The organism is Pseudomonas sp. CM27, from assembly GCF_013179515.1.
Lineage (GTDB): Bacteria > Pseudomonadota > Gammaproteobacteria > Pseudomonadales > Pseudomonadaceae > Aquipseudomonas.
Genome location: NZ_JABMCN010000172.1, coordinates 1 through 13,019 on the forward strand (window position 1 = coordinate 1; position 13,019 = coordinate 13,019).

The 13,019-nt window shown below is 64.0% G+C and carries 14 protein-coding genes; 8 read left to right on the forward strand and 6 right to left on the reverse strand.

The window, feature by feature from the left end:
- A partial coding sequence (locus HP547_RS19905) for an ATP-binding protein (RefSeq protein WP_172287199.1) occupies nucleotides 1-865 on the forward strand: 865 nt, incomplete at its 5' end.
- A gap of 3 nt (nucleotides 866-868) precedes the next feature.
- Here HP547_RS19905 and HP547_RS19910 read toward each other — a convergent pair.
- Together HP547_RS19910 and HP547_RS19915 are read right to left on the reverse strand one after the other, a co-directional pair.
- Nucleotides 869-1,570 (reverse strand): 4'-phosphopantetheinyl transferase, encoded by a 702-nt coding sequence (locus tag HP547_RS19910; protein WP_172219718.1) that lies wholly within the window; start codon nucleotides 1,568-1,570, stop codon nucleotides 869-871.
- Between the two features lie 74 nt (nucleotides 1,571-1,644).
- Entirely contained in the window at nucleotides 1,645-2,436 is a 792-nt protein-coding gene (locus tag HP547_RS19915; RefSeq protein ID WP_172219716.1) for a dienelactone hydrolase family protein, read from the reverse strand.
- Nucleotides 2,437-2,565: 129 nt separating this feature from the next.
- Between HP547_RS19915 and HP547_RS19920 the strand changes: the two genes are divergently transcribed.
- The 4 genes from HP547_RS19920 to HP547_RS19935 all read left to right on the forward strand — a co-directional run bounded on the left by HP547_RS19920 (nucleotide 2,566) and on the right by HP547_RS19935 (nucleotide 6,990).
- Nucleotides 2,566-3,171: an outer membrane protein gene (locus tag HP547_RS19920; protein ID WP_172219714.1), complete on the forward strand. Its 606-nt coding sequence runs from the start codon at nucleotides 2,566-2,568 to the stop codon at nucleotides 3,169-3,171.
- 83 nt (nucleotides 3,172-3,254) lie between these two features.
- A complete protein-coding gene (locus tag HP547_RS19925) occupies nucleotides 3,255-3,932 on the forward strand; it encodes a response regulator (RefSeq protein WP_172219712.1) in 678 nt (225 codons plus the stop codon).
- The gene (locus HP547_RS19930) at nucleotides 3,929-5,275 is read left to right on the forward strand and encodes an ATP-binding protein (RefSeq protein ID WP_172219710.1); all 1,347 of its coding nucleotides are present in this window, start codon (nucleotides 3,929-3,931) and stop codon (nucleotides 5,273-5,275) included. Before HP547_RS19925 ends, HP547_RS19930 begins: the two co-directional genes overlap by 4 nt.
- A 392-nt stretch (nucleotides 5,276-5,667) precedes the next feature.
- Nucleotides 5,668-6,990 carry a dicarboxylate/amino acid:cation symporter gene (locus tag HP547_RS19935; RefSeq protein WP_172219708.1) on the forward strand — a complete coding sequence of 441 codons (1,323 nt, stop codon included), beginning with the start codon at nucleotides 5,668-5,670 and terminating at the stop codon, nucleotides 6,988-6,990.
- Between the two features lie 66 nt (nucleotides 6,991-7,056).
- Here the strand turns inward: HP547_RS19935 and tsaA are convergent, their stop codons facing one another.
- From tsaA to HP547_RS19955, 4 genes are all read right to left on the reverse strand, one after another.
- Nucleotides 7,057-7,749, reverse strand: a complete 693-nt coding sequence (gene tsaA / locus HP547_RS19940) for a tRNA (N6-threonylcarbamoyladenosine(37)-N6)-methyltransferase TrmO (RefSeq protein ID WP_172287201.1) — start codon at nucleotides 7,747-7,749, stop codon at nucleotides 7,057-7,059.
- A gap of 6 nt (nucleotides 7,750-7,755) precedes the next feature.
- Nucleotides 7,756-8,217, reverse strand: coding sequence for a DUF1456 family protein (locus HP547_RS19945; RefSeq protein ID WP_172219704.1), 462 nt, complete (start codon nucleotides 8,215-8,217; stop codon nucleotides 7,756-7,758).
- 49 nt (nucleotides 8,218-8,266) lie between these two features.
- Entirely contained in the window at nucleotides 8,267-8,977 is a 711-nt protein-coding gene (locus HP547_RS19950) for an rRNA pseudouridine synthase (protein ID WP_172219702.1), read from the reverse strand.
- A gap of 77 nt (nucleotides 8,978-9,054) precedes the next feature.
- Entirely contained in the window at nucleotides 9,055-9,507 is a 453-nt protein-coding gene (locus HP547_RS19955; RefSeq protein WP_172219700.1) for a GNAT family N-acetyltransferase, read from the reverse strand.
- Between the two features lie 209 nt (nucleotides 9,508-9,716).
- Here HP547_RS19955 and HP547_RS29715 point away from each other — a divergent pair, with 209 nt between their 5' ends.
- The 3 genes from HP547_RS29715 (at nucleotide 9,717) to HP547_RS19975 (ending at nucleotide 13,015) form a co-directional block, all read left to right on the forward strand.
- A complete protein-coding gene (locus HP547_RS29715; RefSeq protein ID WP_256676384.1) occupies nucleotides 9,717-10,346 on the forward strand; it encodes a hypothetical protein in 630 nt (209 codons plus the stop codon).
- A 147-nt stretch (nucleotides 10,347-10,493) separates the two neighbouring features.
- Nucleotides 10,494-11,339 carry a DUF6502 family protein gene (locus tag HP547_RS19970; RefSeq protein WP_172287205.1) on the forward strand — a complete coding sequence of 282 codons (846 nt, stop codon included), beginning with the start codon at nucleotides 10,494-10,496 and terminating at the stop codon, nucleotides 11,337-11,339.
- Complete coding sequence (locus tag HP547_RS19975; protein WP_172287206.1) at nucleotides 11,336-13,015, forward strand: DUF5666 domain-containing protein; 1,680 nt, start codon at nucleotides 11,336-11,338, stop codon at nucleotides 13,013-13,015. The genes HP547_RS19970 and HP547_RS19975 overlap by 4 nt, the downstream gene beginning before the upstream one ends.
- The last annotated feature ends 4 nt before the right edge of the window (nucleotides 13,016-13,019 follow it).

The following is a 13,019-nucleotide window of genomic DNA, read 5'->3' on the forward strand; positions in this document are numbered from 1 at the left end:
GGTGGTGTACCTGCTGGTCCGCCAGCTGGAGCGGCGCGTGTCGGGCCTGGAAATTGCCGCCAGCCGCATCGCCCAGGGCAGCCTGGACACCCGCGTGCCGGCCGGCGACGCCGACTCGGTGGGGCGCCTGGCTGCGGCCTTCAATGGCATGGCCGAGCACCTGCAGCGCTCGCTGAGCATGCAGCGTGAGCTGGTGCGGGCGGTGTCCCACGAGTTGCGCACACCCGTGGCGCGCCTGCGTTTTGGCCTGGAGATGATCGAAACCGCCAGTACCGAGCAAGCCCGCGCCAAGCATCTGGCGGGCATGGACGGGGATATCCAGGACCTCGACAAGCTGGTCGACGAAATGCTGACCTACGCCCGCCTGGAGCAGGGGGCGCCGGCGCTGAAGTTCCAGCGGGTCGACCTGGATGCCATGCTCGACCGGGTCATCGAAGAGTTGTCACCGCTGCGCGCCGAAGTGCGGGTGCTGCGTGGCGACTGCCAGGGCGCGGATACCGATGGCGCCTGGGTCGAGGCCGAGCCACGGTACCTGCACCGGGCCCTGCAGAACCTGGTCGGCAATGCGTTGCGCCATGCCGAGTCAGAAGTACGCCTGAGCTACCAGCTGGGTCAGCAGCGCTGCCGCATCGATGTGGAGGATGACGGCCCCGGGATCCCCGAGGGTGTCTGGGATCGCATTTTCACGCCGTTTACCCGACTCGACGACAGCCGCACCCGGGCCTCGGGCGGGCATGGGCTGGGCTTGTCGATCGTACGGCGAATCATTTACTGGCATGCCGGCCGGGCGACGGTGGGGCGCAGCGAAGGGTTGGGCGGCGCCTGCTTCAGCCTGAACTGGCCACGCCAGCAAGCGCCGCTCTGAAGGTCACACGCTGACCAGGCTGAGCAAGTGGCCGTCCTGCAGGCAGAACTGGCCCTGCACCTCTGCGCCGTGCTGCCATTGTGGTGACAGGTTGGTGAGCAGCCGCAGGCGCGCCATGCCTTCAGCGGACCAGTCCAGCACTTCGGCGTGCTCGAAATAGAAACGCTGGCGGGTCAGCGGGTAGAGGGCCTTGAACAGGCTTTCCTTCAGCGAGAAGGTCAAGGTCACCGTCAGGCCAAGCTGGCGGCGGTCCAGGCGCCCCTGCTCGGCCGGGGTGAGAATTTCGCCCATCAACCGTTCGGCGCGCTGGTCGTCCAGCAAGGTTTCCTGGTCCAGGCCCAGGCCCTGGCAACTGCTCTCGGCGGCCACCACGGCGGCGGCCCAGCCTTTGCCGTGGGTGATCGAGCCGCGGATCCCGGCAGGCCAGATGGGTGAGCGGTCCTCATGGGTGCCGGGCACATAGTCGCGGCCGTCCAGGTGCTGGAGTGCGGCCCGGGCGCAGACACGGCCGGCCAGGTACTCGGCCTGGCGCTTGGCCACCGAGCGTTGCAGGCTGGCGCTTGGCACCACGCCGGCGCGCTGGAAGTCGTCGGTGGCCAGGTGGGCGGGGTCGAAGGCGCAGCTGACCAGTACCGCGCCAGGCAGTGGGCGGGGCAGGGGCCAGTGGTGCCGGAGCGGGGCGCAGCAGGCGGGGAGTGTGTTCATGGGGGTATTGTGCCAGCCGCAGCGGCGATGTGGGAGGTGCGTATCCGGGGGCCGCAGAGCGGCCCCGGCAATACCTATTTGAAAACCTTCTTGAAGAACGCCTGCATATCCGCCCAGGAGCTCTCGTCCGCGGCCTTGTTGTAACCAATGTCCGGACCGCCGTGCTCGCCGTGGCTCAGCCGGTCGGCATCCGGGTTGGTAAAGCCATGCTTGGCCCCTTCGATACTGACGAACTGGTAATTGACCTTGGCCGCATCCATTTCGGCCTTGAACGCCTCCACCTGCTGAGGTGTGACCATGCTGTCCGCCGCCCCGTGCTCGACCAGGATATCTGCCCGCACAACGCCCGGCTTGGCCGGTGTCTGGGTGGCCAGCGCGCCATGGAAGCTCACCACGCCGTCCAGCTTCTCTCCCCGGCGTGCGGCATCCAGTACCACCTTGCCGCCGAAGCAATAACCCACGGCGCCCAGTTGATGCTTGTTGGTGTTCGGTTGCAGCCTTAACAGTTCAAGGCCGGCATCGAAACGCTGCGCCGCGGCTTTCGGGTCTTTCAGCGCTGCCGCCATGAACGCCTGGGCGTCCTGCGGGTGCTCGGTCTGCTTGCCGTCGCCATACATGTCGATGGCCAGCGCGTTGTAGCCCAGGCCCGCCAAGTCGCGAGCCCGGCGCTTGGCGTAGTCGTTCAGCCCCCACCATTCATGCACCACGACAATGCCGGGGCGCTTGCCCTCGACAGCGTCGTCGTAAGCGTAGTAGCCGACCAGGCGGTTGCCGTCGGCGTCCTGGTAGGGGATCTCGCGGGTTTGTACCGCCGCGTGGGCTAAGGCGGCGCTGCACATCAGGGTCACGGCCAGCAGGGCGCGCATGGTTACTACTCCTTGGTTTGCAATCGGATCGTTCAGCCGGGGTTCAGCCAGGGTTCAGTCGCGGTTCAGGGTGCCCTGCTTACTCTAGCTTCCAGACCGAAACAGCGCACTCAACTGGAGTAACCCGCCATGAAAACCTTCAACACCCTGCTTGCCGCCATGGCCGTCTGCGCCGCTGGCATCACCACTGCCCAGGCCGCCGACGACAATTTCGCCAGCCTTACCTACGGCCAGACCAGCGACAAGGTTCGCAAGTCCGGCCTGCTGCAGCGCAACACCGATCACCTCAATACCGACGGCATCATCGGCAAGGATGACACCTGGGGTGTACGCGTGGGCAAGATCAATGACCAGGGCCGCTACTACATGACCTACGACAACGTGTCGGGCGACCACAGCGGCCTCAAGCTGCGCCAGGAAAACCTGCTGGGCAGCTATGACCTGTTCCTGCCGGTGGGCGATACCACCAAACTGTTCGGCGGTGGCACCCTGGGCATGACCAAACTGTCCCAGGAGTCGTCAGGTGCCAGCCGCGATACCGACTACGGTTATGCCTACGGCCTGCAGGCTGGCGTGATCCAGGACATCACCGACAAGGCCTCGGTCGAACTGGGCTACCGTTACCTGCGCACCAACGCCGCGACCGAAGTGGGCGAGCATGGCGGGCCCAAAGCCGGCACCCTGCGCCTGACCAGCAGTGCGCAGACCTACCTGGCCGCCAGTTACAAGTTCTGACAGGCGAGCCGGGTTATCCTGTACCGGCCCTTGCGCATGTAGCGAAAGGGCCGGTACAGGCAACACACATCAAGGAGCTGCACATGAAACTGCTGGTGGTCGAGGACGAAGCCCTGCTTCGCCATCACCTCTACACCCGTCTGGGCGAAAGCGGCCATGTGGTCGAGGCCGTCGAAGATGCGGAAGAAGCGCTGTACCAGGCCGGGCAATTCCACTTCGACCTGGCCATCATCGACCTGGGCCTGCCCGGCATCAGCGGCCTGGAGCTGATCACACGCCTGCGCAGCCAGGACAAGACCTTCCCCATTCTTATCCTCACCGCCCGTGGCAACTGGCAGGACAAGGTCGAGGGTCTGGCCGCCGGTGCCGACGACTACCTGGTCAAACCCTTCCAGTTCGAGGAGCTCGAAGCGCGGTTGAACGCCCTGTTGCGCCGCTCCAGCGGCTTTACCCAGTCGACCATCGCCGCCGGCCCGCTGGTGCTCGACCTCAACCGCAAACAGGCCACCCTGGACGAACAGCCGCTGGCCCTGACCGCGTACGAATACCGCATCCTCGAATACCTCATGCGCCATCACCAGCAGGTGGTCGCCAAGGACCGCTTGATGGAGCAGTTGTACCCGGGTGACGAAGAACGCGACCCCAATGTCATCGAAGTGCTGGTCGGCCGCCTGCGGCGCAAGCTTGAAGGCGAGCACGGTTTCAAGCCCATCGACACGGTGCGCGGCCTGGGCTACCTGTTTACCGAGCGCTGCCGTTGATCCGCTCGCTGCGGGTACGCCTGATGCTGGCTGCGGCAGTGCTGGCGCTGTTGTTCATGCTGGCGCTGCTACCGGCTTTGCAGAAAGCCTTCAGCCTGGCCCTGCAGGAGTCGATCGAACAGCGCCTGGCATCGGATGTGACCACGCTGATTTCCGCCGCGCGTATCGAGCATGGCCAGTTGCAAATGCCCGAGCTGCTGCCGGACGAGCGCTACAACCTGCCGTACACCGGCTTGCTCGGTTATATCTTCGACCGCGACGGCAAGCTGGTCTGGCAGTCACGCGCCACCGCTGACCGGCACATCAACTACCGCCCGCGGTATGACGGGCGCGGCAACGAATTCGCCCGCATTCACCAGGCCGATGGCGAAGAGTTCTTCGTCTACGACGTCGAGATCAAGCTGCTGGGTGGCCAGAGCGCTGCCTACAGCATCGTCGCCCTGCAGCCGCTGAGCGAGTACAAGGCCACCCTCAACGGCCTGCGCGAAAAGCTCTACCTGGGCTTCGGCGCTGCCTTGCTGGCGCTCATGGTATTGCTGTGGGCTGGCCTGACCTGGGGCCTGCGCTCGTTGCGCCGGCTCAGCCACGAGCTGGATGAAGTGGAGGCGGGCGCGCGCGATGGCCTGAGCGCAGAGCACCCCCGCGAGCTGCTGCGCCTGACCCGTTCGCTCAACCGCCTGTTGCACAGTGAACGAGAGCAGCGCACGCGCTACCGCGACTCGCTGGATGACCTGGCGCACAGCCTGAAGACGCCGCTGGCGGTGCTGCAAGGCGTGGGAGAAAGCCTGCAGCAGCGCAGCGGTGAGCGCGAGCAGGCGCGGGTGCTGCAAAGCCAGATCGAGCGCATGAGCCAGCAGATCGACTATCAGCTGCAGCGCGCCAGCCTGCGCAAGAGTGGCCTGGTGCGGCACAGCGTGCTGCTGCGCCCGTTGCTCGACAGCCTGTGCAGCACCTTGGCCAAGGTGTACCGGGACAAGCAGGTGAGCGTGGCCCTGGAGTTACCCGATGAAGCACAGGTGCCAATGGAACAGGGTGCCTTGCTGGAAATGCTCGGTAACCTGCTGGAAAACGCCTACCGCCTGAGCCTGGGCCAGGTGCGGGTGAGCCTGGTGCATGCGCCCGGGCAGTTGACACTGTGCATCGAAGACGATGGGCCAGGGGTGCCTGCCGATCAGCGTCAGCGCATTCTCGAACGCGGTGAGCGGCTGGACAGCCAGCACCCGGGGCAGGGGATCGGGCTGGCGGTGGTCAAGGATATTGTCGACAGCTACGACGCAGAGCTGAGCCTGGGCGATTCGCCTCTGGGCGGTGCGGCGTTCAGGATTACCTTCAATCTGGAATGATTCCTGGCCTGTGCCGGATCGCACTGCACCTGAGCCTCCACACTACCTGTGGGAGCGGCGGTGCGGCGATCCGATTCACCCGCGAAGAGGCCGGCACAGGAACCGTCATGGGCGGATTCCCGCCACACTCCCTGTACAAAACCCGCCACCGGGCGGAAATCCGCCAGCCTTCTTCAGGCAAATCGCCCCGTCATCGGGCAACTTTTCCTCGTAAACATGGCCCTTGCACCCTTCATGGGCATTTTGGCACCACCCTTGCTATTGATCCTTGCAGAGGCCTGCCCAGGCAGCTCGAACACAACGACAAATCCCTCCAGGTGCAGGAGGGTTAGCGATTCAGGTGCCCCATCACCCTGGGAAGGGTGAACCGGCACACTTGAGGAAAATTAGCCATGACGACACGTCAGCCGCTGTACAAATCCCTGTATGTCCAGGTGTTGGTCGCCATCACCATCGGTATCCTGCTCGGCCACTACTACCCGGAAACGGGCGTTGCCCTCAAACCCTTGGGTGACGGCTTCGTCAAACTGATCAAGATGGTCATCGCCCCGATCATCTTCTGCACTGTGGTCAGCGGCATCGCCGGCATGCAGAGCATGAAATCGGTCGGCAAGACCGGCGGCTACGCGTTGTTGTACTTTGAAGTGGTTTCCACCATCGCCCTGATCATCGGCCTCGTCGTCGTCAACGTGGTCAAGCCGGGCGCTGGCATGCACATCGACGTCAGCACCCTGAACGCCAGCAGCGTGGCTGCCTACGCCGCTGCCGGCGCGCAGCAGACCACCATCGGCTTCCTGCTCAACGTCATCCCCAACACCGTGGTGGGTGCGTTCGCCAATGGCGACATCCTGCAAGTGCTGATGTTCTCGGTGCTGTTCGGCTTCGCCCTGCACCGCCTGGGCAGCTACGGCAAGCCGCTGCTGGACATGATCGACCGCTTCGCCCATGTCATGTTCAACATCATCAACATGATCATGAAGCTGGCCCCGATCGGCGCCATGGGTGCCATGGCCTTCACCATCGGCCAATACGGCGTTGGCTCGCTGGTGCAGCTGGGCTACCTGATGGCCTGCTTCTACATCACCTGCCTGCTGTTCGTGCTGGTGGTGCTGGGCGGTATCTGCCGCGCCCACGGTTTCAGCGTGCTCAAGCTGATCCGCTACATCCGCGAAGAACTGCTGATCGTGCTGGGGACGTCCTCGTCGGAATCGGCCCTGCCACGCATGCTGGCCAAGATGGAACGCCTGGGTGCCAAGAAGTCGGTGGTTGGCCTGGTGATCCCAACCGGTTACTCGTTCAATCTGGACGGCACCTCGATCTACCTGACCATGGCTGCGGTGTTCATTGCCCAGGCGACCGACACCACCATGGACATCACTCACCAGATCACCCTGTTGCTGGTGCTGCTGGTGGCGTCCAAAGGTGCTGCCGGCGTTACCGGTTCGGGCTTCATCGTCCTCGCCGCTACCCTCTCGGCGGTTGGGCACCTGCCGGTTGCCGGCCTGGCGCTGATCCTCGGCATCGACCGCTTCATGTCCGAAGCCCGTGCCTTGACCAACCTGGTGGGCAACGCGGTTGCCACCGTGGTGGTGGCCAAGTGGGTCAACGAAATGGACAACGACAAGCTGGCATCGGAGCTGGCCTCCGGTGGTGCGCCGCTGCTCGATACCCGTCCGACCGACGACCTGGGCGTGGCGGAAGGCCCGGCTCGCTGATCGCGGCTCCGTGAACTGAAAAAGGCGACCTCCGGGTCGCCTTTTTCGTGGTTGATGGTTGGGTTTTCAGGCCCGCACCACCTCCAGCACCCGGATCACCTCCGGCTGCGGGTAATGCCACCTTACCTGCACATCCCAGAACTTTACCCCATACACCCGCTCCGCCGGCGGTACCTGGTAGGCCGGCCGTGGGTCTTGAGCCAGGCATTGCTCGATCAGCTCCACCAAGGGCTCATCGAGGCGCAGCGCATGCTCGCGGGCCTGGGGCAGGGCGCCGTCGGTCCACTGCACGGCAATTGCGGCGGGCGCCTGGCTGGCCATCTGGTTGCTGGCGCCCGTGACGCTGTCGGCGTAGGGCACATAGGGCTTGATGTCGAGCACCGGCGTGCCGTCGAGCAGGTCGATCCCGGACAGCAGCAGCCGCCCGGGCTCCACGCCCTCCAGGCGCACCACCGACTGGCCGATACCGTTGGGCCGGTGGGTGGCGCGGGTGGCGAACACCCCCATGCTCTTGTTACCGCCCAGGCGCGGGGGGCGCACCTTCAGGCGTGGCTTGTCCTCCAGGGCCTGGTGGAACAGGAACAGCAGCCAGACATGGCTGACCTGCTCCAGGCCCTGCACCGCATCACCCTGGTCGAACGGCGGCAGCAGTTCCAGCACGCCGCGGGCGGCGGGCGCCAGTTGGGGCTGGCGCGGGATGGCGAACTTCTCCTTGAAGCAGGAGTGAACGATGCCGACCGGTGTAACCGTGTGCTGCATGGCCAATCAGCCGCGCACGCGCAAGGTCAGGCCCTTGAGGAAGTTGCGCAGCAACTGGTCGCCGCACGGGCGGTAGTTGTCATGACCAGACTTGCGGAACAGCGCGCTGAGCTCTGGTTTGCTGACCGGGAAGTTGACCGATTTGAGAATCACGTGCAGGTCGTCTTCCTTGAGCTCGAAGGCCACCCGCAGCTTCTTCAGGATGAGGTTGTTGGTCACCGGCAGCTCGATCGGCTGCGGCGGGCGACTGTCATCCTTGCCGCGGCGGTAGATCACCAGGCCATCGAGAAAGTGCGCCATCACCCGTTCCGGGCAGCGCTCGAAGCCTTCCTCCTCTTCTTTCTTCAGGTAGGTGGCCAGCACCGGAGGCTGCACTTCGAGGCCGGAAAGCTTGATGATTTCGGCCATCTTGGCGTCATTCACCTTGAGCATGTAGCGCAGGCTGCGCAGGACATCGTTGTGGTTCATTGCTGCAGAATCCTGTTCAGGTGCCGCACTGTCCAGTGCGGCGTATCACTTAAAAACGTTCGGTAGCGGCCACGTAGCGCCACTGGCCCAGGGGCAGCTTGCCCATGGACACGCCACCCAGGCGAATGCGGCGCATGCCCAGCAGCTCCAGGCGCAGGTAGGCGCACAGTTCGGAGATCTGCCCGGGTTGCGGGTTTTTCAGCACCATGCGCAGGTGGGTTTCGTTCTGCCAGCTGGCCTTGGCCTTTGGCAGTTCGCGGTCGTTGCGCATGGCCCCGCGCGCCAGGCGCTCCAGTGCCTGGGGTGTGGTTTCGCCGCGTACCTCGACAATGAATTCCTGCTCCAGGCGGCGCAGGTCGGTCTCGATCTTGCGGGTTACCCGCCAGTCCTGGCTGAACACCTGCAGGCCGCTGGCGCCACGTTCCAGGGGGGCGACACAAACCTGACGGGTAAAATGCCCATGCAAGGCACGCACACCTTCACGGTGGGCTTCGCTCAAGGTGGCCATGTTCATGCTGGCGCGGGCGCTTTCGATGTCCACGCCGACCGCCTGGTTCAGCAGCAGGGTCACCGGTTCCAGGGTTTCGGCGCGGGCGCCTGGCAGCAGTTCGACGCGCTGCTGCTCGACCTTGAACTGTGGCTGCTCGACCACCACGCCATCGACGGTGACCCAGCCGCCTTCGATATACATCTCGGCCTCGCGGCGGGAACAGCCAAGCTGCTCGATGAGGCGTTTGGACAGACGGGTGGGTTCGGACATGACGGCAATTCGCAAAGGCAGGGAAAGGCCTGCATTGTACCTGCCCAAGCGGCAGAGGGGCTGGGAATCTGTGTCATTTACGCCATTTTGCGCAGCCGCATGTGCAGCAAAGGGTAGGGCTGCCCCAGGCCATCGGTCTCCGAGCGGCCAATCACCTCGAAGCCCTGGTGCAGGTAGAAGCCCAGGGCTTGCGGGTTTTGCTCGTTGACGTCCAGCCGCTCGCCGTTCAGCTCGTCGATTGCATAGCGCAGCAGGCGCTTGCCTACCCCTTTGCCACGGTATTCAGGTGCGACGAACAGCATATCCACCCGGCCGTTGGCGACCCCGGCGAAGCCGCAGATACGTTGCTGGTCCTTGCAGCAGATCAGCATCACCGCGTCGAGGTAGCGGCGCAATACCTGCTCGCGCAGCAAAACGATGTACCCCTCCGGCAGGAAATCGTGGGTGGCACGTACCGAGTCCTCCCAGACCTGTACCAATTCGCCGTAGTCCCGCAAGCGCGGGGTTTGCAGCGTCAATAGCGGTTGCATGCCAAGGCTCCTGCATCGAGATAACCACAACATAGCAGGCCCGCCGCCGGTCGGCTTGCCAGGGTGGCACTTGAACCTGAAGCGGGAGCGGTCTATTACTTACTCGTGGGAAAAAATCCCACGTATTGACTCAACCACCTTAAACAAGATCCCCGGCTGATTTGGCGTGTCTCGTGGCGACGATCTGGAGACGGAAAATGCAAATCCACATGCTATTCAAAAAGGCACTGTTGGCTGTAGCCGTTGCTGGCCTGCTGTCGACTTCCATCGTGTTGGTCCCTGACTCGATTTCTCATGGCTCCTCTGCCTACGCCAAGGATGGTGGCGGTGGCGGTGGCGGCCACGGCGGTGGCGGAGGTGGCCACGGTGGTGGAAGTGGCGGCGGCGGCGGTGGTCACGGTGGCGGAAGTGGCGGCGGTGGCGGTGGTCACGGTGGCGGCGGTGGCGGCGGCCATGGTGGCGGAAGCGGTGGTGGTGGCCATGGTGGCGGAAGTGGCGGGGGTGGCGGCCACGGGGGGGGAAGCGGCAGTGGCGGTGGCCACGACGGTGGAAATGGCCATGCGGGCAACAGTGGCACCGGTCACGGCGACGCCGGCAACTCGAATTCCGGGCGCAGCGGTACCCATGCTGAAGCGGGTGATGACCATGGCAATCACGTTGGTGGTGAGCCCGGTGACGATCACGGCAATCATGTTGGTGGTGAGCCCGGTGACGATCATGGCAATCACGTTGGCGGTGAGCCCGGGGATGATCATGGTAATCACGTTGGTGGCGAACCTGGTGATGATCACGGCAACCATGTGGGTGGCGAACCGGGTGATGACAACAGCAGGAGCTGAGTGGCTCTGAACTGTAGCCGCCTCACTCAGCACGAGTGCACTGAGCGCTGACAGTCATCCGGCGCCCCGCCCGGGGGTGCGACCACAGTTGGTGTGGGATGTTTTCCCGCGCCGTATACTGGGTTCATCTGTCAAGGAATGCGCTCAATGCAATCGCCCACCTTACCGCCTTCGATGTTAAGCGCACTGCGGCGTGTCATGCGCCCGCTGGTGCGCCTGATGCTGCGCAAAGGGGTGACCTACACGATGTTCGCCGACCTGCTCAAGGAGGTGTTCGTCGACGTGGCCCATCGCGAGTTTCGCCTCGACGACACAGCGCCAACCGACAGCCGTATCAGTCTGCTCACAGGTGTTCATCGCAAGGATGTCCGCCGGCTGCGCAGTGAAAGCAACACCTACCACGCGACCCTGCCTGAAAACATCACGCTTGGCGCACAACTGGTGAATCTCTGGACCACGAGCCCGCCGTTCTGCTCGGCACCTGGCCAGGCATTGGCGCTGCCGCGGCTGGCAAGTGTCGGCGGCGACTGTTCGTTCGATGCCCTGGTAGCCAAGGTCAGCACCGATATCCGCGGCCGGGTGGTGCTGGATGAATGGTTGCGTCTGGGCGTCGTCCGGCTGGATGAGCAGGATTGCGTGCACCTGCAAGCCCAGGCGTTCGTGCCACAGCAGGGCTTCGATGAAAAAGCCGCGTACTTCGGCCACAACCTGCATGACCATGCCTGCGCAGCGGTGCATAACCTTACTGGCCAAAGCCCGCCGTTTTTTGAACGTAGCGTGCACTACGACGCGCTCAGCCCTGACGGCGTCGCCCATTTACGTGATGTGGTCGCCAAGGATGGCATGCGGACGCTACTCGCCTTCAGCCGGCTGGCAGCAGAGCTGGAAAGCACTGGTGAACCTGGCCCGGATCAACGTCAACGCATCACTGTAGGGCTTTATTTCTACACTGAAGCGACCGACCCCGATCCGTCCAAGACCCCACGCCCATGACTCTTCTCCCGCGCTGCTTCAGTGCCGTCACCTTTGCCCTGGTTTTCGGCTTGAACCTGGTGGCGCCTGCCCAGGTGGCCGCTGCGCCGGTGTGCGTCAGCCGCGAGGAAGTGGGCATGGGCGGTGCGGCAGGCTTGCAGTCCCCGGGTGGGGTGGGCGGTACCGGTGCGCGCAGTGAAAGCGGCGGTGTCGGCGGCACCGGCGCGCCACTTCCACACCGCCCCGGTGGTACAGGCGGGACCGGGGCGGTGGCCGAGGGTGTCGACGGTAGCTACCTCGAGCATGGCAGCGGTGGCGTAGGCGGTACCGGTGCCCCGATCCTGCGCCCGGGCGGCACCGGCGGTACCGGTATCGTCGGCACCATCACCGGTTTTGCCTCCATCTGCGTGAATGGCATGGAAGTGCACTATGGCAAGGATGTACCGGTGAGTGAAAACGGTGCGCCAGCCAGCACGGGTCACCTGGCAATCGGGCAGGTGGTGGCGGTGGAGGCGTTTGCCACCCAGCGCGGCTTGCAGGCTGGGCGCATCTCGATTCTCAACGCCTTCGAAGGGCCGCTGACGGCACTCCCGAGTGCTTCGGCCCCGCTGCGCGTCATGGGCCAACCTGTACGGCTTGCCGCAGGCGCGCGGGTGGCTGAAGGGCTGCGCCCGGGCGAGCCGGTCAGGGTCAGCGGCCTGCGTGACGCCAGTGGCAACGTGGTGGCTAGCCGTATCGAACGGGCCCCAGGGTTGAAAGAGGCCAGCGCCATCGGTGCGGTTGACCGTGCTGGTAGCCTGCAGGGCCTGAAACTGGGAACCCGTGTGGCGCCCGCGCGGGAAGTGCTGGTGCGCGGCCAGTGGACCGGGCGCCAGCTGGAAGTGGCGCAAACCCGCCCTGACCCGAGCCTGCCTTTTGCGGGCCGTGTGCAGCAGGCAGTGATCGAAGGGTTGGTGCAGCGCACGCAGGCGCGGCAGCTGGTGGTGGGTGGCATCAATGTGACGTTGGGGCAGGACACCGTGATTGTCGGCAAGCAGCCAGCCGCGCTGGCGCTCGATCAACGGGTGCGGGTGAGTGGGGTGCTCAACGGTACCCACGAATTGCGGGCAACCCGGGTGGAGTTCGACGACGACCGTGCCGAACACCCGGAAAAAGGGCATTCGGGGCGCAGCAGCGAGCACGGCAGCAGTGAGTCCGGAGGTTCCGGTAACAGTGGTCATGGCACCGGGGATGCAACAGGCGGTCGCAGTGAAACCAGGGATGATCACGGTGGGCGCGATGCTGTTGACGACGCGAGTGGGCATGGCAGCACTGAACGCGTGGACAAGTCTGGAAAGTCCGAACAACTCGATAACCTGGAGAAGGTCGAGAGCCGCAATAGTGGAAGTTCTGATCGGGTAGAAAAGGTCCAGATCGAAAAGGCCGAAAAAACCGAAAAGGTTGAGAAGGTTGAGAAGGTTGAAAAAGTAGAGAAAGTCGAAAAAGTAGAGAAGGTCGAAAAGCCTGAGAAGGTAGAGAAGGTAGAGAAGGTAGAGAAGGTAGAGAAGGTAGAGAAGGTAGAGAAGGTAGAGAAGGTAGAGAAAGTAGAGAAAGTAGAGAAAGTAGAGAAAGTAGAGAAAGTAGAGAAAGTAGAAAAGGTGGTGGAAAAAGTCGAGAAGCCCGAAAAAACAGAGCATCCAGAGCGATCCGGGCGTTAGGCAA

Coding starts and splice junctions, on each gene's coding strand:
- HP547_RS19910 (WP_172219718.1), bottom strand. CDS start 1,570: ATGAACACACTCCCCGCCTGCTGCGCCCCGCTCCGGCACCACTGGCCC.
- HP547_RS19915 (WP_172219716.1), bottom strand. CDS start 2,436: ATGCGCGCCCTGCTGGCCGTGACCCTGATGTGCAGCGCCGCCTTAGCC.
- HP547_RS19920 (WP_172219714.1), top strand. CDS start 2,566: ATGAAAACCTTCAACACCCTGCTTGCCGCCATGGCCGTCTGCGCCGCT.
- HP547_RS19925 (WP_172219712.1), top strand. CDS start 3,255: ATGAAACTGCTGGTGGTCGAGGACGAAGCCCTGCTTCGCCATCACCTC.
- HP547_RS19935 (WP_172219708.1), top strand. CDS start 5,668: ATGACGACACGTCAGCCGCTGTACAAATCCCTGTATGTCCAGGTGTTG.
- tsaA (WP_172287201.1), bottom strand. CDS start 7,749: ATGCAGCACACGGTTACACCGGTCGGCATCGTTCACTCCTGCTTCAAG.
- HP547_RS19945 (WP_172219704.1), bottom strand. CDS start 8,217: ATGAACCACAACGATGTCCTGCGCAGCCTGCGCTACATGCTCAAGGTG.
- HP547_RS19950 (WP_172219702.1), bottom strand. CDS start 8,977: ATGTCCGAACCCACCCGTCTGTCCAAACGCCTCATCGAGCAGCTTGGC.
- HP547_RS19955 (WP_172219700.1), bottom strand. CDS start 9,507: ATGCAACCGCTATTGACGCTGCAAACCCCGCGCTTGCGGGACTACGGC.
- HP547_RS29715 (WP_256676384.1), top strand. CDS start 9,717: ATGCTATTCAAAAAGGCACTGTTGGCTGTAGCCGTTGCTGGCCTGCTG.
- HP547_RS19970 (WP_172287205.1), top strand. CDS start 10,494: ATGCAATCGCCCACCTTACCGCCTTCGATGTTAAGCGCACTGCGGCGT.
- HP547_RS19975 (WP_172287206.1), top strand. CDS start 11,336: ATGACTCTTCTCCCGCGCTGCTTCAGTGCCGTCACCTTTGCCCTGGTT.